This is a genomic window from Kocuria sp. HMSC066H03 (assembly GCF_001812045.1).
Classification (GTDB): Bacteria; Actinomycetota; Actinomycetes; order Actinomycetales; family Micrococcaceae; genus Kocuria; species Kocuria rhizophila.
On record NZ_KV807504.1, the window covers coordinates 116,117 to 133,538 of the forward strand.

Consider the following 17,422-nt stretch of genomic DNA (forward strand, 5'->3'; position numbering starts at 1 on the left):
CCCCCCCCCCCCCCGGCAGCGCAACGGGCCGCCCCCGGAGAAACCCGAGGACGGCCCGTCAGCGGAACGGTGAGGACTCAGCGCTTGCGCTGGCGCTTCTCCCGCACGCGCATGGTGACCTCCAGCGGGGTGCCCTCGAACCCGAAGGTCTCGCGGATGCGGCGCTGGATGAACCGGCGGTAGCCGGGATCCAGGAAGCCCGTGGTGAACAGCACGAACTTGGGCGGCCGGGAGGCCACCTGCGTGCCGAACAGGATGCGGGGCTGCTTGCCGCCGCGCACGGGGTGCGGGTGGGCGGCCACGATCTCCCCCAGGAACGCGTTGAGGCGCCCGGTGGGGATGCGGCGGTCCCACGAGTCCAGGGCCGTGTGCAGCGCGGGGACCAGCTTGTCCTTGTGCCACCCGGTCTTGGCGGACATGTTCACGCGCGGCGCCCAGGCCACGTGGGCCAGGTCCCGCTCGATCTCCCGCTCCAGGTAGAAGCGGCGCTCCTCGTCCAGGGTGTCCCACTTGTTGAACGCGAGCACCAGGGCGCGCCCGGAGTCCACGGCCATCTGCAGGATGCGGACGTCCTGCTCGGAGAGCACCTCGTCCACGGCGAGCAGCACCACGGCCACCTCGGCGCGCTCCAGCGCGGTCTGCGTGCGCAGGGACGCGTAGAAGTCCGCGCCCTGCTGCAGGTGCACGCGGCGGCGGATGCCCGCGGTGTCGATGAAGCGCCAGGGCTCCCCGCCGAGCATCACGATCTCGTCCACGGGATCGCGCGTGGTGCCCGCGGTCGGGTCCACGACGACGCGGTCCGAGCCGGCCAGCTTGTTGAGCAGCGAGGACTTGCCCACGTTGGGGCGCCCGATCAGGGCGACGCGCCGCGGCCCGCCCTCGAGCTCCGCCTCGGCCACCTCGGAGAACTCCGGCAGTGCCTTGACCAGGGCGTCCAGCGCGTCGCCGGAGCCCTTGCCGTGCAGCGCGGACACCGGGAACGGCTCCCCCATGCCCAGGGACCACAGCGCGGTGGCCTCGATCTCCAGCTGCGGGGAGTCCGCCTTGTTGGCCACCACGATGATGGGCTTCTTCACGCGGCGCAGCATGCTCACCACGGCCTCGTCGGTCGCGGTCACGCCCACGGTCACGTCCAGCACGAGCAGCACGGCGTCCGCGTTCTCCACGGCCAGCTCGGCCTGGTCCGCCACGCGCTTGTTGATGCCCTTGGCGTCCTGCTCCCAGCCGCCGGTGTCCACCAGGGTGAAGTTCTTGCCGTTCCACTCCGCCTTGTAGGAGACACGGTCACGGGTCACGCCCGGGGTGTCCTCCACCACGGCCTCGCGGCGGCCGATCACGCGGTTGACCAGCGTGGACTTGCCCACGTTGGGGCGGCCCACCACGGCGACCACGGGATCGGGGCGGCGGGCGTCCCGGTCCTCCTCGCCGTCGATCCAGTCCGCGAGCAGCGCGGCGTCCTCGTCGTCCAGCTCGTAGTCGGCCAGTCCCTCGCGCAGCGCCTGCGCACGGGCCTCGGCCTCGGTGTCGTCGATCGCGGCCAGGCGCTGCGAGATGTCCTCGTTGCCCCCGCCCAGCACGGACTGCTCGTAGGAGTCCACCGTGGGCTCGTCGGGTGCGCTCATGGTTGCCTCGCTTCCTCGGGGGCGTCAGCGCCCGTCTCGTCGGGGGCCGTGGCGGCCCCCTCGTGTGTCGTGTCCGTGGCGCGGATGACCAGGTCGATCACGCCCTGCACGGTCTGTTCCATGGTCAGTTCGGAGGAGTCCAGCAGGTGCACGCCGTCCTGCGCGTTCGTGAAGTCCACCACGGTGGCGTCCTTCGCGTCACGGCCCACCACCTGCGCCTCCAGGTTCGACGACGCCGCCGCGCCCAGCTGCCGGCCGCGCCGCGCCATGCGCGCCGCCTCCGAGGCGGTGAGCAGGATCCGCACGTCCGCGTCCGGGGCCACCACCGTGGTGATGTCCCGGCCCTCGGCCACGATCCGGAACCCGCTGTCCCGGATGATGTCCTGCTGCATGCGCACCAGCACCTCCCGGGCGGGGACGATCGTGGAGACCCGGGAGACGTTGTCCGTGACCAGGTCCCCGCGGATCGCGGAGCGGACGTCCTCGCCGTTGACCAGGATGCGCTCCTCGTCCGGGTCCGTGCCCATCTCCAGGGGAACGGTCTCGGTGGCGGCCACCACGGCCTCGTGGTCGTCGAAGCTCACCCCCGAGTCCAGGCACCACCAGGTCACCGCGCGGTACATCGCGCCGGTGTCCAGGTAGGCGAGCCCGAACCGGCGCGCCACCTCCTTGGACACCGAGGACTTCCCGGACCCCGAGGGCCCGTCGACCGCGATGACCAGCCGTGCGTTCTCATCCCGTGCGTTCATCACTGCACCACCTTCCAGCCGCGTGTCTGCAGCTCCTCGACGAGGTCCGCGTGCCGGCTCGGCTCCACCGAGACGGTCACGAGACCCACGGGCTGCCCGGGCGAGTGCTCCAGGCGCATGTCCTCCAGGTTGACCCCGATCTCCCCGATCTCCGTGAGGAGGCGGGCGATCTGACCGGGCGTGTCGTCCACGGCCACCGTGAACGTGGCGAAGGCCTTGGGTGCCCCGCCGTGCTTGCCCGGGATACGGGCCTGGCCGGCGTTGCCCTCGGCCATCAGCCGGGCAATGTCCAGGCGTGCACCGTCCGCGTCCGGGGCCTCCAGTGTGGCGATCAGCCGCTCCACGTCCTCCCGGACCTGGTGGAGGGAGCGCACCACGGGCTGCGCGTTGGCAGAGAGGATCTGCACCCACAGCCCCGGGTCGGAACCCGCGATCCGCGTGGTGTCCCGCAGCCCCTGCCCAGCCAGGGACAGCTGGTGCAGCGGGGTCTCCTGCAGCCGCGAGGCCAGGAGCGAGGACATCACCTGCGGCAGGTGGGAGATCAGCGCCACGGTCTCGTCGTGCTCCGCGGGCTCCATCACGGTCAGGGTCGCCCCCAGGTCCACCGCGAGGTTCTTGGCCGCGGTCACCGCGGCGGCTCCCGTGGCGGGGCCGGGGCAGACCACCCACGGCATGGACGTGAACAGCTCGCCGCGCGCCGCCACCGGCCCGGATTTCTCCCGTCCGGCCATGGGATGGGTGCCCACGTAGCGGGTGAGGTCCGCGCCCGCCGCCGTGACGGCGTCGAGAACGGGGGCCTTGACGGAGGCGATGTCCAGCACCACGGCGTGCGGGTGCTCGGCCAGCGCCTCGGCGACCAGCTCGGCGACCACGTCCGGCGGTGCGGCGACCACCACGAGCGCGGGCTCGGGGGGCTCCTCCCCCGCACTGCGGAGTGCGCGGACGGAGCGGCCCGCGCCGATGTCCTGGGCCACGGCCTCAGTGGTGGGCGAGGCGTCCCGGATCAGGACCTCCACCCCCAGGTGGCGCAGCCCCAGCCCGATGCTCGCCCCGAGCAGACCGGAGCCCACCACCAGCACGGGGCCGGTGCTCGTGGGTGCGGTGGGAACCACGCTCACATCCCCACGGACGCGAGGAGGTTGCCCACCTCGGTGTGCGAGAGCTTGCGCACCGTGCCCTGCTTCTGGTCGCCGATCGCGATGGGGCCCACGTGGGTGCGCGCGAGCTTCTCCACAGGGTGGTCCACGGCGTCGAACATGCGGCGCACGATCCGGTTGCGCCCGGAGTGCAGCACCACCTCGATGAGCACGTGGCCCGGGGTGGAGTCCACCAGGCGGAAGTCGTCCACCTTGGCCACGCCGTCCTCCAGGCGGATGCCCTCCTTCATCTGGTTGCCGATGCCCTTCTCCACGGGGCCGTGCACCTGGACCATGTAGGTCTTGGGCACCTCGTAGGAGGGGTGGGTGAGCCGGTTGGTCAGCTCGCCGTCGTTGGTGAGCAGCAGCAGACCCTCGGTCTCCACGTCCAGGCGCCCCACGTGGAACACGCGCTGGTGCTTGCGCGGGTCCAGGTAGTCGCTCACGCAGCGGCGCCCGTCCGGGTCCTCCATGGTGGAGACCACGCCGGCGGGCTTGTTGAACGCGTAGTACACGAGCTTCTCGTCCGTCTGGATGCGCATGCCGTCCACGTGCACGGCCTGCAGCGCGGGGTCCACGCGCACGCCGAGCTCCGTGACGATCTCCCCGTCCACGCTCACGCGTCCGTCCTGGATCATCTCCTCGCACACGCGGCGGCTGGCCACACCGGCCTGCGCCATGAGCTTCTGCAGCCGCACACCGTTCTCGTCGTGGACCTCCAGCCGGTCCACGGGCGGGTTCTTGGGGCGACGCTGCCGGTGCGGGCCGTGCTCCTTGATCGCCGAGGCGCGGCGCTCGTACTTGTCCACGCCCGCGAAGGCGCGGGGCTTCTGCGGACCCTTCTGGGCGGCACCGGCCTTGGGCCTGCCCGGCCCCTTGCCCGCGGGACCCTTGCCGCGCGCGGCACCCGGACCCTTGGCTCCGGCTCCCTTGGGGTAGCCGCGGCCCCCGGCGGCGTCGCCGGAGCCTTTCTTGCCCGGTCCGGAGCGGAAACCGCCCTTGGGCCCGGCTTTGGAGCCCTTGCCGCGGCCCTGGGGCCCGCGGGCACCTCCGCCGCGGGATGCGTTGCCGTGTGATGAAGCCATGCGTTGTTCAGTCCTCTATCTCGTCGAGTTGGTCGGTTCCGGGCAGCAGCGGTGCGATGTCCGGCAGCTCGTCCAGCGAGCCGAGACCGAGCTTCTCCAGGAAAAGGGGGGTGGTGGTGTACAGGACGGAGCCGGACGACTCCTCCCGTTCGTGGGCCGAGAGCAGGCCGCGCTGCACCAGGGTGCGCACCACGCCGTCCACGTTCACGCCACGGATCGCGGAGACCCGCGAGCGGGACACGGGCTGCAGGTAGGCCACCACGGCCAGCGTCTCCAGCGCGGCCTGGGAGAGCCGCGAGCTGCTGCCCTCCACCACGAAGTCCGTGACCAGCTGGGCGTGGTCGCTGCGCGCGTAGATCCGCCAGCCCCCGGCCACGTCACGCAGCTCGAACCCGCGCACGCGAGGTGCGGGTGCGCTGGACGGCGAGGGAGCGCCGTCGTGGTGCTCCACCCCGTCCAACGATTCGGAGGCCGACCGTTTATCATATCCGGCCAGGGCACCCGGCTGGGCGGAGGCGGAGGTGTTTCCGGTCACGCCGTCGTACTCGGCCTTGAGGTGCTCCAGTGCGCTGCGCACCCGGTGCTCGGGCTCACCCGTGACCCGGGAGAACTCCGCCAGGCTCACCGGGGCCGCCGCGACCATGAGCACCGCCTCCAGCGCGGAGAGCAGCTGGTCGCGTGCCATGCCGGCGGGATGCCACTCGGCGGTCATGGGCGCCGCCTCCGCCGACGACGGTGCGCTCGTGCGTTCCGGGGCCGCCGGGGTGGTGGGTGGCCCGGCGCGGTACGTCTCCGCCGCGGGGGCCGTGGGGGGTGTCTGCTCCGCCACGCGATCATCATCTCCTTCGGTACGGTTCACACCGATCCTGTGCGGGACTCATTCTCCCAGGTTTTCGCCGTCTGCGCTCGGGGCCGTCTCCGGCTCGGCGCCCGTGTACGCGCTGCTGAGCGATGCGGCGGACCACTGCTCCGGGCCGTCCCAGCGCACGAGCAGCGCTCCCAGGACGTCCTCCTGGTGAAGCCTGACCACGCGGTCCCGGTACATCTCCAGCAGCGCAAGGAACCGGACCACCACCACCAGCGTGGACTCCGCGTCCGCCACCAGGGAGTGGAACGTGTGGTCCTCCCCGTCCCGTAGGATGTCCGCGAGCACCTCGGCCTCGTCCGCCACCCGCACCTGCGCGCCGTGCAGGTGCGCCACGTCCACCTCCTCGGGCACGTGGCGCTCCGGGTCCAGCGCCGTCACTGCGAGGTGCGCGAGCTGCTCGGGGGTCAGCGTCCACGTGAGCGGGGGCAGGGCCGTGGTGATCGCGGGGTCCAGGTCCACCTGGCGGGCGATCCGCACGGACTCGGCGGCGAAGCGGACGTTGAGCTGCCCGGCCACCTCCTTGAACGCCTTGTACTGCAGCAGCCGGGCGAACAGCAGGTCCCTGGCCTCGAGCAGCTCCACGTCGTACTCGTCCTCGACGTCGCCGCGCGGCAGCAGCCGGGCGGCCTTCAGGTCCAGCAGGGTGGCCGCGACCACCAGGAACTCGCTGGCCTCGTCCAGGGCCTTGGGCGAGGCGTCCTCCTGCAGGGCGCGCACGTACTGGATGAACTCGTCCGTGACCACCGACAGGGATACCTGGGTGATGTCCAGCTCGTGCTTCGCGATCAGCGACAGCAGCACGTCGAACGGGCCCTGAAAGTTCTCCAGGGCCACGGTGAAGCCGCCGTGGGACTCCCCCGGCGCCTCGGCAGGGACGGCGACGACGCCGCTCACGCGCCGGGGCGGCGTCGTCGTGCGTGGATCACGGCGCGCCGCCGCGCGAGATGAGCTCGCGGGCGAGCTGGCGGTAGGACTCCGCGCCGGGGTGGTTGCTGGCGAAGGCGAGGATGGGTTCCGCGGCCACGGTGGCGTCCGGGAACTTCACGGTGCGCTTGATGACGGTGTCGAAGACCTTGTCCCCGAACGCGTCAACGATCCGGGCGATGACCTCACGGGAGTGCAGGGTGCGGGAGTCGAACATGGTGGCCAGGACGCCGTCGATCTGCAGCTTGGGGTTGATGCGGTCCTGCACCTTGGAGATGGAGTCCACCAGCAGGGCGACCGCGCGCAGGGCGAAGAACTCGCAGATCAGCGGGATGATCACCCCGTGCGAGGCGGTGAGCGCGTTGACGGTGAGCAGGCCCAGGGAGGGCTGGCAGTCGATGAGGATCACGTCGTAGTGGTCCTCGACCTTGCGCAGCGCGGAGGCGAGCACCTGCTCGCGCGCCACCTCGTTGACCAGCTGCACCTCGGCCGCCGAGAGGTCGATGTTGGCGGGCAGCAGGTCCACGTTCTCCACGTGGGTCTGCTGCACCACGTCCCACACGTCCACGGAGCGGTCCATCATCACGTTGTAGACGGTGAGGTCCAGCTCGTGGGGGTTGGAGCCGAAACCGGCGGACAGCGCGCCCTGCGGGTCGAAGTCCACCAGCAGGACCTTGCGGCCCAGCTCCGCGAGCGCGGCGCCCAGGTTGATGGTGGAGGTGGTCTTGCCCACCCCGCCCTTCTGGTTCACCATGGCGATGATGCGCGCGGGGCCGTGCGTGGACAGCTCGGGCGGATCCGGGAAGGTCCGCAGCGGCCGACCGGTGGGGCCTACGGCGTCCGACGCCGCAGCCTGGCTCTGCTGGGGCCTCTCATCACTGGCGTTGCTCACGGGCGACGGCCTTCCTTCCTGGGCGTGGAGTACGGGTCTCGACGTCCTACCCTACCGCCCACGTGGGACGCGACCGCCATGGCACGGGGCGGACGCCGAGCCGCACCCGCCTGGGACGGGTGCCGTGCCAGGCGGGTGCGGTGCCGGACAGCAGCCGCCGAATGAAACACATCACCACCCGTCCGGGGCTCCGCGACACCTCAGCCCTTGGGCGCCAGCACCGACTGCAGCGCCTCCAGCACGGAGTGGTCCTCGATCGTGGAGGGCACCGTGTACTGCTCGCCGTCGGCCATCTGGCGCATGGTCTTGCGCAGGATCTTGCCCGAGCGGGTCTTCGGCAGGGCCTCGACGACGGCCACGTCCTTGAAGTCAGCCACGGGGCCGATCTGCGAGCGCACCATGGTCACGAGCTCCTCGGCCAGCCGCTCCTGGGTGATCTCCGCACCGGTCTTGAGCACCACGTACCCGGAAGGCCGCTGGCCCTTGAGAGGGTCGTTCACACCGATCACGGCGCATTCGGCGACGTCCGGGTGGGTGGCCACGATCTGCTCCATCTGCCCTGTGGAGAGCCGGTGGCCCGAGACGTTGATGACGTCGTCGGTTCGTCCCATCACGAACACGTACCCGTTCTCGTCGATGTACCCGGAGTCCCCCGTGGCGTAGTACCCGGGGAAGGCCGAGAGGTAGGAGGAGACGAAGCGCTCGTCGTTGCCCCACAGTGTGCTGAGGGTGCCCGGAGGCAGCGGCAGCCGCAGCGCGATGTTGCCCTCCTCGCCGGGGCCCAGGGGCTCCCCGATGGGGTCGAGGATCTCCACGTGGAACCCTGGCACGGGCACCGTTGGGGATCCCGCCACAATGGGCAGCTTCTCGATGCCGAACGGGTTGGAGCAGATGGCCCACCCGGTCTCGGTCTGCCACCAGTGGTCCACCACGGGAACGCCCAGCACGGTGGAGGCCCACGTGTAGGTCTCCGGGTCCAGCCGCTCCCCCGCCACGAACAGGGCCTGCAGGGAGGAGATGTCGTGCTTCCTGACGAAGTCCCCCTCGGGGTCCGCCTTGCGGATCGCGCGCAGCGCGGTGGGGGCGGTGAACAGCACCTTGACCCCGTGCTCCTCCACCCGCTGCCAGAACGCCCCGGCGTCCGGGGTGCCCACGGGCTTGCCCTCGTAGACCACCGTGGTGGCCCCCGCGAGCAGCGGCGCGTACACGATGTACGAGTGGCCCACCACCCAGCCCACGTCCGAGGCGGTCCACATCACGTCACCGGCGGAGACGTCGTAGATGTTGGCCATGGACCAGCTCAGCGCCACGGCGTGGCCGCCGTTGTCGCGGACCACGCCCTTGGGCTTTCCGGTGGTCCCGGACGTGTAGAGGATGTACAGCGGATCGGTGGCCGCCACGGTCACCGGCTCGGCCGGCTCGACGCCGTCCTGCGCCTCGGTCCAGGACAGCCACGCGGGCCCGCCAGCCTCCTGCGAGCGCTCCCGGGCCTCGGCCACCGTGGTGGTGAAGCCGTCCCGTTCGTGGACCAGCACCGCCGACGGCGCGTGCTCGCTGATCTGCAGGGCCTCCTCGATCGCGGGCAGGTACTCGATGCGACGCTTGGGCTCCACGCCTCCGGACGCCGTGACGATGGCCACCGGCTGGGAGTCGTCGATGCGGCTGGCGAGCTCACGGGGTGCAAAGCCTCCGAAGACCACGGAGTGCACCGCCCCCAGCCGGGCGCACGCCAGCATGGCCACGACCGACTCGGCGATCATGGGCATGTAGAGCAGCACCCGGTCACCCTTGGTGACACCCTGGGCCGCGAGCGCGCCGGCGAAGAGGGCGACCTTCTCCTGCAGCTGGGCGTACGTGAGGTGCTCCTGCACCCCGAGGACCGCGGAGTCGTAGATCAGGGCCGTGCGCTCCCCGTGGCCCGCGGCCACGTGGCGGTCCACCGCGTTGACGCACGTGTTCAGCTCCCCGTCTGGGAACCAGCGGTAGAGGGGGGCCGCGGAGTCGTCCAGGGCTCGGGCGGGCGGGGTGATCCACTCCACGGCGTCGGCGGCGTCCAGCCAGAACCGCTCGGGATTATCCACGCTCGCGCGGTAGACGGATTCGTAGGTGGGCTGCAACATGGCGTCCTCCGGACGTGGTGCTGGGGCGGGCATCGGCGTACCTTCATGCTAGTGCCCTGCATCACACCCGGCAAGGGTTGTGTATACACGAGACCTGCGATAACCCAGTAATTCCGCGGATTGATTGGATCAAGCGCCCTGGGTGTATACAATGGGGTCACCACCACGTCAGGAGGAGCCATGCGAGCTGGAGAGCGCGCGTACCGCGAGCTGCGCGCTGACATCGTGTCCTGGCGCCTGACCCCCGGGCAGGTGCTCGGGGAGGTGGATCTCTCCGAGCGGCTCGGGATCTCCCGCACTCCGGTGCGCGAGGCCCTGTCCCGGCTCACCGCGGACGGGCTCACCGAGCCGCACAACGGCCGCGGCGTCGTCGTCAGCGCGATCTCCTCCGAGGACGTCCGCGCGCTGTACGAGCTGCGGGACACCCTGGACTGCCGGGCCGCGGAGCTGGCCGCCGAGCGCGGCGACCGCGAGACCTTCCGGGAGCTCGCGGAGCAGCTCTCGCACATCGCGGAGACGCTCACCGGCGATCCGGACCACGTCGCGTACTACGAGCTCGTGGACCGCATGGACGCAGAGATCGACGCCGCCGCGCAGAACCCCTACCTGCAGCAGGCGCTGGCCAACGTGCGGCTGCACCTCGCGCGGGTCCGCCGGCTGTCCACGTCCAACCCGCGCCGTCTGGCCGTCGCCGCCGCGGAGCACGAGGCCATCGCCCGCGCGATCGCGGAGGGCGACGCCGCCCTGGCCGTGGCCACCACCCGCGTCCACCTCAAGAACGCGCTCGGCAACGCCCTGCGCACCCCCGAGCTCGCCGCCGTCCCGGTGGCCTCCTGAGCGGCCGCCCAGCGGCACCACGACCACGTCGAAAACCACGCACCACGCACCGAAAGGAACACCCGTGACCGTCACACACACCGTGCGCACGTACTCCTCCAAGGAAGAGCTGCCCCGCGAGGAGCAGCTGGCCCACAAGCTCGCCTCCGTGGCCACCGACCCCGTGGCCGTGGAGCCCGAGGTGGTGGACATGGTGATCAACCGGATCATCGACAACGCCTCCGTGGCCATCGCCTCCCTGAACCGCGGCCCGATCGTCTCCGCGCGCTCCCAGGCGCTGTGCCACAAGGTGGTGCCGAACGCCGGGTTCTCCGGCCAGGGCTCCCTGCTCTACGGCGCCCCGGAGGACGACGCCGCCGTGTCCCCCGAGTGGGCCGCGTGGGCCAACGGCGTGGCCGTGCGCGAGCTGGACTACCACGACACCTTCCTCTCCGCGGAGTACTCCCACCCCGGTGACAACATCCCGCCGATCCTCGCCGTGGCGCAGCACGTGGGCAGCACCGGCGAGGACCTGATCCGCGGCATCGCCACGGGCTACGAGGTCCAGGTGGACCTCGTGAAGGGCATCTGCCTGCACGAGCACAAGATCGACCACATCGCGCACATCGGCCCGTCCGCCTCCGCGGGCATCGGCACCCTGCTGGGCCTGGACACCGAGACGATCTTCCAGGCCATCGGCCAGGCGCTGCACACCACCACGCAGACCCGCCAGTCCCGCAAGGGCGAGATCTCCACGTGGAAGGCCCACGCCCCCGCGTTCGCCGGGAAGATGGCCGTGGAGGCCGTGGACCGTGCGATGCGCGGACAGACCTCCCCCACCCCCATCTACGAGGGTGAGGACGGCGTGATCGCGTGGCTGCTCTCCGGCCCGAAGGCCAGCTACGAGGTGCCCCTGCCCGCCCCGGGCGAGGCCAAGCGCGCCATCCTGGACACGTACACCAAGGAGCACTCCGCGGAGTACCAGGCGCAGGCGTGGATCGACCTGGCCCGCAAGCTGCACCGCGAGCACCCCGAGGTCACCGACCCCGCCAATGTGGAGTCGGTGCTCATCAGGACCTCCCACCACACCCACTACGTGATCGGCTCCGGGGCCAACGACCCCCAGAAGTACGACCCCACGGCCTCGCGCGAGACCCTGGACCACTCCATCCCCTACATCTTCACGGTCGCCCTGCAGGACGGCGCGTGGCACCACGTGGACTCCTACGCACCGGAGCGCGCCGGCCGCCCGGACACTGTGGAGCTGTGGCACAAGGTCACCACGGAGGAGGATCCCGAGTGGACCCGCCGCTACCACTCCCTGGACATCTCGGAGAAGGCGTTCGGCGGCTCAGTGGAGATCACCATGAAGGACGGCTCCGTGGTCACGGACCAGATCGCCGTGGCGGACGCCCACCCGCTCGGTGCGCGGCCGTTCGCCCGCGAGCAGTACATCACCAAGTTCCGCACCCTGGCCGAGGGTCTCGTGGCCCCCGAGGAGATCGAGCGCTTCCTGGACACCGTCCAGCGCCTGCCCGAGCTCAAGGCCGGGGAGCTGGGGCAGCTCAACATCGCCGCCGCAGTGGAGCTGGAGAAGTCGCCGAAGGGAATCTTCTGATCATGCTGTACACCACCGTGACCCCCGCCCAGAAGCGTGAGCGCTTCCGCGAGCTGCTCGCCGCACCGGAGATCGCCCAGTTCCCGGGCGCCTTCACCCCGCTGTCCACCAAGCTCATCCAGGAGCAGGGCTTCGAGGGCGTCTACATCTCCGGCGGCGTGCTGGCCAACGAGCTCGGGCTGCCGGACATCGGGCTGACCACGCTCACCGAGGTCGCCACCCGCGCCGGTCAGATCGCCCGCGGCACGGACCTGCCGTGCCTCGTGGACGCCGACACCGGTTTCGGCGAGCCCATGAACGTGGCGCGCACCGTGCAGGAGCTCGAGGACGCCGGGCTGGCCGGGTGCCACATCGAGGACCAGTTCAACCCCAAGCGCTGCGGCCACCTGGACGGCAAGAACGTGGTGGACACCGCCACCGCCGTCAAGCGCATCCGCGCCGCCGTGGAGGCCCGCCGGGACCCGAACTTCGTGGTGATGGCACGCACCGACATTCGCGGCGTGGACGGTTTCGACGCCGCCGTGGAGCGTGCCCAGGCGCTCGCCGAGGCCGGGGCGGACGTGATCTTCCCCGAGGCCATGGCGGACCTCTCGGAGTTCGAGCGCATGGCCGAGGCGCTTGACGTCCCGATCCTCGCGAACATGACCGAGTTCGGGAAGTCCGAGCTGTTCACCAGGCAGCAGCTGCAGGACGCGGGGGTGTCGATGATCATCTACCCCGTGTCCCTGGAGCGCCAGGCCATGGGTGCCATCGAACGTCTGCTCACCACCATCCGAGAGGACGGCACCCAGCAGGCGCAGGTGGAGAACATGCTCACGCGCAAGCGGCTCTACGAGCTGGTGGACTACACCGGGTACAACCAGTTCGACTCCGGGGTCTTCAACTTCGAGGTGCCGGGCACCCCGAACTCCTGACTCCCCGTTCCCACCCCGCCTACTCTGGTGGGGTGGGAACCATCACACGTTCTTAGTCCACAGCTGTCGAAGGAGATCAACCGTGGCCGATACCGAAATCCGCAAGGGACTCGCCGGTGTGGTGGCGGACGCCACCGCCGTGTCCAAGGTCAACGCCGAGACCAACTCCCTGCTCTACCGGGGCTACCCCGTGCAGGAGCTCGCCGAGAAGTGCTCCGCGGAGGAGGTGGCCCTGCTGCTGTGGAACGGCGAGCTGCCGTCCGCGGAGGAGCTCGAGGCCTTCCGCACCCTCGAGCGCGAGAACCGCGCCCTGACCCCCGAGCTCAAGCGCGTGATCGACGAGCTGCCCACCACGTGCCACCCCATGGACGTGTGCCGCACCGCCGCGTCCGTGATCGGCGCCCAGCACCCCCTGGCGGAGGACAACTCCCCCGAGGCCGAGCTGCGCAAGGCCCAGGAGCTCTTCGCGGTCATGCCCGCCGTGGTCTGCTACGACCAGCGCCGCCGTCACGGCCAGGAGGTCGTGGAGCCCCGCGAGGACCTGGACTACGCGCAGAACTTCCTGTGGATGGCCTTCGGCGAGGAAGCTGCCCCCGAGGTGGTGGACGCGTTCCGCGTGTCGATCATCCTGTACGCGGAGCATTCCTTCAACGCGTCCACCTTCACGGCGCGCGTGATCACCTCCACGCTGTCGGACCTGCACTCCGCGGTCACCGGTGCGATCGGCGCCCTCAAGGGACCGCTGCACGGCGGCGCCAACGAGGCCGTGATGCACACCTTCGAGGAGCTCGGGATCCGCAAGGAGGAGACCGCCGAGGAGGCCGAGAAGCGCGCCAAGGAGTGGATGGACCAGGCGCTGGCCGAGAAGAAGAAGGTCATGGGCTTCGGGCACCGCGTGTACAAGCACGGTGACTCCCGCGTGCCCACCATGCAGGACGCCCTGTTCCGCATGCTGGAGCACTACGACCGCCAGGAGATCCTGGGGCTCTACAACGGCCTGGCCAAGTCCATGGACGAGGCCAAGTCCATCAAGCCCAACCTGGACTACCCCGCCGGCCCCACGTACTGGCTCATGGGCTTCGACATCCCCACGTTCACGCCCATCTTCGTGTGCGCGCGAATCGCGGGCTGGACGGCCCACATCATGGAGCAGCGCGCGAACAACTCCCTGATCCGCCCGCTCTCGGACTACAACGGCCCGGACGAGCGGCACCTCAGCTGAGCACGCCACCGGACCGGAACGCCCGCGGGGCCCCCGGTCCGGTGCACCGCCGCTCGTGAGCAGCACCACGCAGACGACCCGTGGCCCCTCTGATGGGCCACGGGTCGCCTTGTCTACAGTGCCGTCCTCCCCGGGCGCGGGCCCCGCACTCGCTCACCGCACATCGCGGGTTGACCGCACATCACTCGTTCACCACCCGTGGCTCGTCCACCGCTCGTCGCGTGTCCACCGCACGTGGCTCGTGCCCGGTGCGGTCCCGGGCCGCAGTGCGCGGCCGTCTCGGTGGCCACTGCGGGAGGGGTCAGTAGCTGGGAGCGCCGGGCAGGCCCAGGTAGGACTCCAGGTCGGGTTTCCCGCTGTTCTTCACGCTCGTGGCGGTGTCCTCGCCCACGTAGCGCAGGTGCCACGGCTCGTAGGCGTAGCCGGTGGTGCCCGTGCGCCCGTCCGGGTACCGCACCACGAACCCGTGCTCGTGCGCGTGATCGGCCACCCAGCGGCCCTGAGGGGTGTCCTCGAAGCACGCGAGCAGGGCGCACGAACCGTCCGGCGCGCCCACGTCGATGGCCAGACCGGTCTGGTGCTCCGAGTGCCCGGGGCGCGCGGAGATCGAGTCGGCGGTCTCCCGTCCGTACGTCGAGGTGTACTGCTCGTACAGTCCCACCTGCGTGGCGTAGTCCCGGTACCCGCTCACGGCTGTGAGCTCCACCCCCTGCTCCGCCGCAGCGCGTGACATCCGCTCGTACGCGGCCGCGGCGTCGTCGCGCAGCTGCACGCCCCCGCCCACGTCCCGCAGCGGAGCGGGCGCGTAGTCCTGCGGGGACAGCGCCCGCTGCTTGTTGACGACGACGCCCGCGCTGGCTGCCTCGTCCACGTCCCGGTGCACGGTGGTGCCGTCCGCCTCGGTCCACGTGATGCTCCCGCGCTGGTAGCGCACCTCGCACGTCCCGTCGGAACAGGTTTCCCGGCTCACCGGGTAGCTGAGCGGCCCGTGCTCGGATCCCTCGGCCCGCCACCGGGCGTAGATCGCTCCGCGCTGCGCCCGCGCGCCCGTGTCGGGCGACCAGTAGATGGCGCCCTTGTCGTACTCGCGGTAGCACCCCTTGTCCCGGAGCTCGCACGACTCCTCGGACGTGGGCTCGCCGAGCCAGTCCTGGGCCTGCGGCAGGCCGTCGTACTCGGCCTCGATGCCCGTCACGGCGGAGGCGGGAGTCGTTCCGGCCGAGAGCAGGGTCGCGGCGAGCGGAACGGCCAGAAGGGCGGAGGGCAGGCGCGTGAACGGTTTCATCCCTCCCAGGGTAGACCGGGTCCGTGACGGCAGGGTGAACGGCCGGAGGTGGTGGAGCACTCGGCGGCCCGAACCCGTCGGTCCGACCACCTGGCGGGCCGCTGAGACGTGCGGGCGAGCACATCCGCGCCGGGATCCCGCCCAGTCCCGGTCCAGCCCGCCGGCTCGGGCCCGCGCGTCGGCTCGGGCCAGATGCGTCGGCTCGGGCCAGATGCGCCGGCTCGGGCCCGGGACTCTGGCCCATGCGAGATCTGAGGCGGTGACCACCCCGGTGGTCCGCGCTCGAGCGACGCCCCGCCCGGTGGGCGGGTCCGGCTCAACGGGCCCGCGGGTGGGACGTGGCGTACACCTCGCGCAGGGACTCCACGGACACCCTCGTGTAGATCTGCGTGGTGGCCAGGGATGCGTGCCCCAGCAGCTCCTGCACCACGCGCAGGTCCGCGCCGCCCTCGAGCAGGTGGGTGGCAAAGGAGTGCCGCAGCGTGTGGGGCGTGATCCTGTCCTCCAGGTGGATGGTGCGCGCGGCGTCCTTGACCATGGTCCAGGCGGTCTGCCGTGAGATCCGTGAGCCCCGGGCGTTGAGGAACACGGCGGGAGTTCCCCTGCCGCGGCGCGCCAGCTCGGGGCGTGCGCGCACCAGGTAGCGGTCCAGCGCGGTCACGGCGTACGAGCCCACGGGCACCAGCCGGTGCTTGTCCCCCTTGCCCACGAGCCGGATCAGCGCGAGATCCTCGTCGTGCAGGCCCGCGAGGTCGTCCACGTCCAGGGCCACAGCCTCCGAGATGCGCGCACCGGTGGCGTAGAGCAGCTCGAGGAACGCGCGGGCGCGCAGTCCCGCGGGCGTCTCGGGATCGGGGGCCGCCAGCAGGTTCTCCACCTCGGTGGCCCCGATCGCCTTCGGCAGCCGCTGGGGTGGCGGCGGGGGGCTGACCCGCGAGGCCACGTCCGCGTCCACGGTCGACTCGGTGGCCCAGAACGCGTGGGCCCCGCGCACCGCGGCGAGCACCCGGGCGCTGCTGCGCGCCGAGAGGGGCGGGTGCTCGTCGTCCCCCTCCCGCAGCACACGGATGAACGCCCGCACGTGGTCGGTGGTGATGTCCCGCGGCACGCGCACGTCCGGCGCGGTCCGAGTGAGGTGGGCCAGGTAGCGACTCAGGTCACGCCGGTAGGCGGTCACCGTGTTCTGTGCCAGTCCGCGCTCCACCACCAGGTGGTCCAGGTAGCGCCCCACGGCCCGCACCAGTTCCACCGCGGGCTCCTGCTCCGAGGCCGACGCCGCTGGCTCCCGTCTGGCGGGCTCCTGCACCACCACGGGAAGCGGCTCCGTGTCGGGACCGGTCTCCGGCTGCGCGGCCTCCCCGTTCCGGGCGACCCGCGGGGAGGCATCCGGCGTCCCGCTCCGCCGCGGCAACCTGTCCGGGGACCCCGCCTCCGCCGCGTTGAGACCCCGGCGTGGGTTCTCCGCACTCAGCCGCTGGTGGTCGTTCACCCGGCGTGCTGAGGGCGGGCCGACCACGGCGCGTCCGGAGCCCGCAGAGTGCTCCAGTCGCGGGCGCGGGCAATGTGCGCGGCCAGGACGCCCAGTGCAGCGGCCGGGGACGTGAGGCGGCCGTCCAGCACGGCGGCCACGGCGTCGTCGAGATCCGCGAAGCCGGCGACGATCTCCGCTTCCTCGCCCTCCCGCGTGAACCGCTGGGCCGCCGGGACCTCGCTGAGCCCCCGCGCCAGGAAGATCCGGTTGGCCTCGGCCGAGGAACCCGGGGAGTTGTCGAAGTCCACGAGCGTGTCCCACTGCTCGGCGCGCAGGTCCGCCTCCTCCCCCAGTTCACGCTGGGCCGCGTCCAGGGCGGGCTCGCCCGAGATGTCCAGGAGGCCGGCGGGGATCTCCCACATGCGCAGCCGCACCGGGTGACGGTACTGGTTGATCAGCAGCACCCGGTCGCGCTCGTCGAGGGCCACGATCGAGACCGCCCCGGGGTGGGTGATGAACTCTCGGGTGAGCGCGTTCTCCTGGCCCGCCATGCGAAACGTCTCCCGGCACACGTCCCAGATCGCGCCGTCGAACACGGTCTCCGAGGACTCCGCCGCGTGGGGGTCGGGGGTGTCGTGCAACTGCTCAGAGGTGATGTCGGTGAAGTCCATGGTGTCTCCGTTCGGTGGTCGGTGGCCCG

Annotated in this window: 15 protein-coding genes; 4 read left to right on the top strand and 11 right to left on the bottom strand. The window is 71.3% G+C overall.

Annotation, left to right across the window (positions count from 1 at the left end):
- Positions 1-77 precede the first annotated feature (77 nt).
- The 8 genes from der to HMPREF2833_RS02160 all read right to left on the bottom strand — a co-directional run bounded on the left by der (position 78) and on the right by HMPREF2833_RS02160 (position 9,396).
- Positions 78-1,622 (bottom strand): ribosome biogenesis GTPase Der, encoded by a 1,545-nt coding sequence (gene der / locus HMPREF2833_RS02125; RefSeq protein ID WP_019310971.1) that lies wholly within the window; start codon positions 1,620-1,622, stop codon positions 78-80.
- On the bottom strand, positions 1,619-2,371 hold the full coding sequence (gene cmk / locus HMPREF2833_RS02130; protein WP_059281123.1) for a (d)CMP kinase: 753 nt from the start codon (positions 2,369-2,371) through the stop codon (positions 1,619-1,621). The genes der and cmk overlap by 4 nt, the downstream gene beginning before the upstream one ends.
- Positions 2,371-3,489, bottom strand: a complete 1,119-nt coding sequence (locus HMPREF2833_RS02135) for a prephenate dehydrogenase (protein WP_070636562.1) — start codon at positions 3,487-3,489, stop codon at positions 2,371-2,373. Before HMPREF2833_RS02135 ends, cmk begins: the two co-directional genes overlap by 1 nt.
- Entirely contained in the window at positions 3,486-4,592 is a 1,107-nt protein-coding gene (locus HMPREF2833_RS02140; protein WP_070636563.1) for a pseudouridine synthase, read from the bottom strand. The genes HMPREF2833_RS02135 and HMPREF2833_RS02140 overlap by 4 nt, the downstream gene beginning before the upstream one ends.
- Before the next feature lie 7 nt (positions 4,593-4,599).
- A complete protein-coding gene (locus HMPREF2833_RS02145; protein ID WP_083310903.1) occupies positions 4,600-5,421 on the bottom strand; it encodes an SMC-Scp complex subunit ScpB in 822 nt (273 codons plus the stop codon).
- 48 nt (positions 5,422-5,469) lie between these two features.
- On the bottom strand, positions 5,470-6,354 hold the full coding sequence (locus tag HMPREF2833_RS02150) for a segregation and condensation protein A (protein WP_070636564.1): 885 nt from the start codon (positions 6,352-6,354) through the stop codon (positions 5,470-5,472).
- A 28-nt stretch (positions 6,355-6,382) separates the two neighbouring features.
- Positions 6,383-7,276, bottom strand: a complete 894-nt coding sequence (locus HMPREF2833_RS02155) for a ParA family protein (protein ID WP_059281121.1) — start codon at positions 7,274-7,276, stop codon at positions 6,383-6,385.
- 200 nt (positions 7,277-7,476) lie between these two features.
- The gene (locus HMPREF2833_RS02160; protein ID WP_070636565.1) at positions 7,477-9,396 is read right to left on the bottom strand and encodes a propionyl-CoA synthetase; all 1,920 of its coding nucleotides are present in this window, start codon (positions 9,394-9,396) and stop codon (positions 7,477-7,479) included.
- Between the two features lie 180 nt (positions 9,397-9,576).
- Between HMPREF2833_RS02160 and HMPREF2833_RS02165 the strand changes: the two genes are divergently transcribed.
- The 4 genes from HMPREF2833_RS02165 to HMPREF2833_RS02180 all read left to right on the top strand — a co-directional run bounded on the left by HMPREF2833_RS02165 (position 9,577) and on the right by HMPREF2833_RS02180 (position 13,966).
- Positions 9,577-10,233: a GntR family transcriptional regulator gene (locus HMPREF2833_RS02165; RefSeq protein WP_019310958.1), complete on the top strand. Its 657-nt coding sequence runs from the start codon at positions 9,577-9,579 to the stop codon at positions 10,231-10,233.
- A 64-nt stretch (positions 10,234-10,297) separates the two neighbouring features.
- On the top strand, positions 10,298-11,830 hold the full coding sequence (locus tag HMPREF2833_RS02170) for an MmgE/PrpD family protein (protein ID WP_019310957.1): 1,533 nt from the start codon (positions 10,298-10,300) through the stop codon (positions 11,828-11,830).
- Positions 11,831-11,832: 2 nt separating this feature from the next.
- Complete coding sequence (gene prpB / locus HMPREF2833_RS02175; RefSeq protein WP_019310956.1) at positions 11,833-12,744, top strand: methylisocitrate lyase; 912 nt, start codon at positions 11,833-11,835, stop codon at positions 12,742-12,744.
- 82 nt (positions 12,745-12,826) lie between these two features.
- Positions 12,827-13,966, top strand: a complete 1,140-nt coding sequence (locus HMPREF2833_RS02180) for a bifunctional 2-methylcitrate synthase/citrate synthase (protein WP_039101439.1) — start codon at positions 12,827-12,829, stop codon at positions 13,964-13,966.
- Between the two features lie 301 nt (positions 13,967-14,267).
- Here HMPREF2833_RS02180 and HMPREF2833_RS02185 read toward each other — a convergent pair whose 3' ends face one another.
- The 3 genes from HMPREF2833_RS02185 to HMPREF2833_RS02195 all read right to left on the bottom strand — a co-directional run bounded on the left by HMPREF2833_RS02185 (position 14,268) and on the right by HMPREF2833_RS02195 (position 17,393).
- Positions 14,268-15,251 carry a D-alanyl-D-alanine carboxypeptidase family protein gene (locus tag HMPREF2833_RS02185; protein ID WP_052239291.1) on the bottom strand — a complete coding sequence of 328 codons (984 nt, stop codon included), beginning with the start codon at positions 15,249-15,251 and terminating at the stop codon, positions 14,268-14,270.
- Positions 15,252-15,567: 316 nt separating this feature from the next.
- Positions 15,568-16,740, bottom strand: coding sequence for a site-specific tyrosine recombinase XerD (locus tag HMPREF2833_RS02190; RefSeq protein WP_246829062.1), 1,173 nt, complete (start codon positions 16,738-16,740; stop codon positions 15,568-15,570).
- Entirely contained in the window at positions 16,737-17,393 is a 657-nt protein-coding gene (locus HMPREF2833_RS02195; RefSeq protein WP_070636566.1) for an NUDIX domain-containing protein, read from the bottom strand. Before HMPREF2833_RS02195 ends, HMPREF2833_RS02190 begins: the two co-directional genes overlap by 4 nt.
- Positions 17,394-17,422 lie beyond the last annotated feature (29 nt).

Coding starts and splice junctions, on each gene's coding strand:
- der (WP_019310971.1), bottom strand. CDS start 1,622: ATGAGCGCACCCGACGAGCCCACGGTGGACTCCTACGAGCAGTCCGTG.
- cmk (WP_059281123.1), bottom strand. CDS start 2,371: ATGAACGCACGGGATGAGAACGCACGGCTGGTCATCGCGGTCGACGGG.
- HMPREF2833_RS02140 (WP_070636563.1), bottom strand. CDS start 4,592: ATGGCTTCATCACACGGCAACGCATCCCGCGGCGGAGGTGCCCGCGGG.
- HMPREF2833_RS02160 (WP_070636565.1), bottom strand. CDS start 9,396: ATGTTGCAGCCCACCTACGAATCCGTCTACCGCGCGAGCGTGGATAAT.
- HMPREF2833_RS02165 (WP_019310958.1), top strand. CDS start 9,577: ATGCGAGCTGGAGAGCGCGCGTACCGCGAGCTGCGCGCTGACATCGTG.
- prpB (WP_019310956.1), top strand. CDS start 11,833: ATGCTGTACACCACCGTGACCCCCGCCCAGAAGCGTGAGCGCTTCCGC.
- HMPREF2833_RS02185 (WP_052239291.1), bottom strand. CDS start 15,251: ATGAAACCGTTCACGCGCCTGCCCTCCGCCCTTCTGGCCGTTCCGCTC.
- HMPREF2833_RS02195 (WP_070636566.1), bottom strand. CDS start 17,393: ATGGACTTCACCGACATCACCTCTGAGCAGTTGCACGACACCCCCGAC.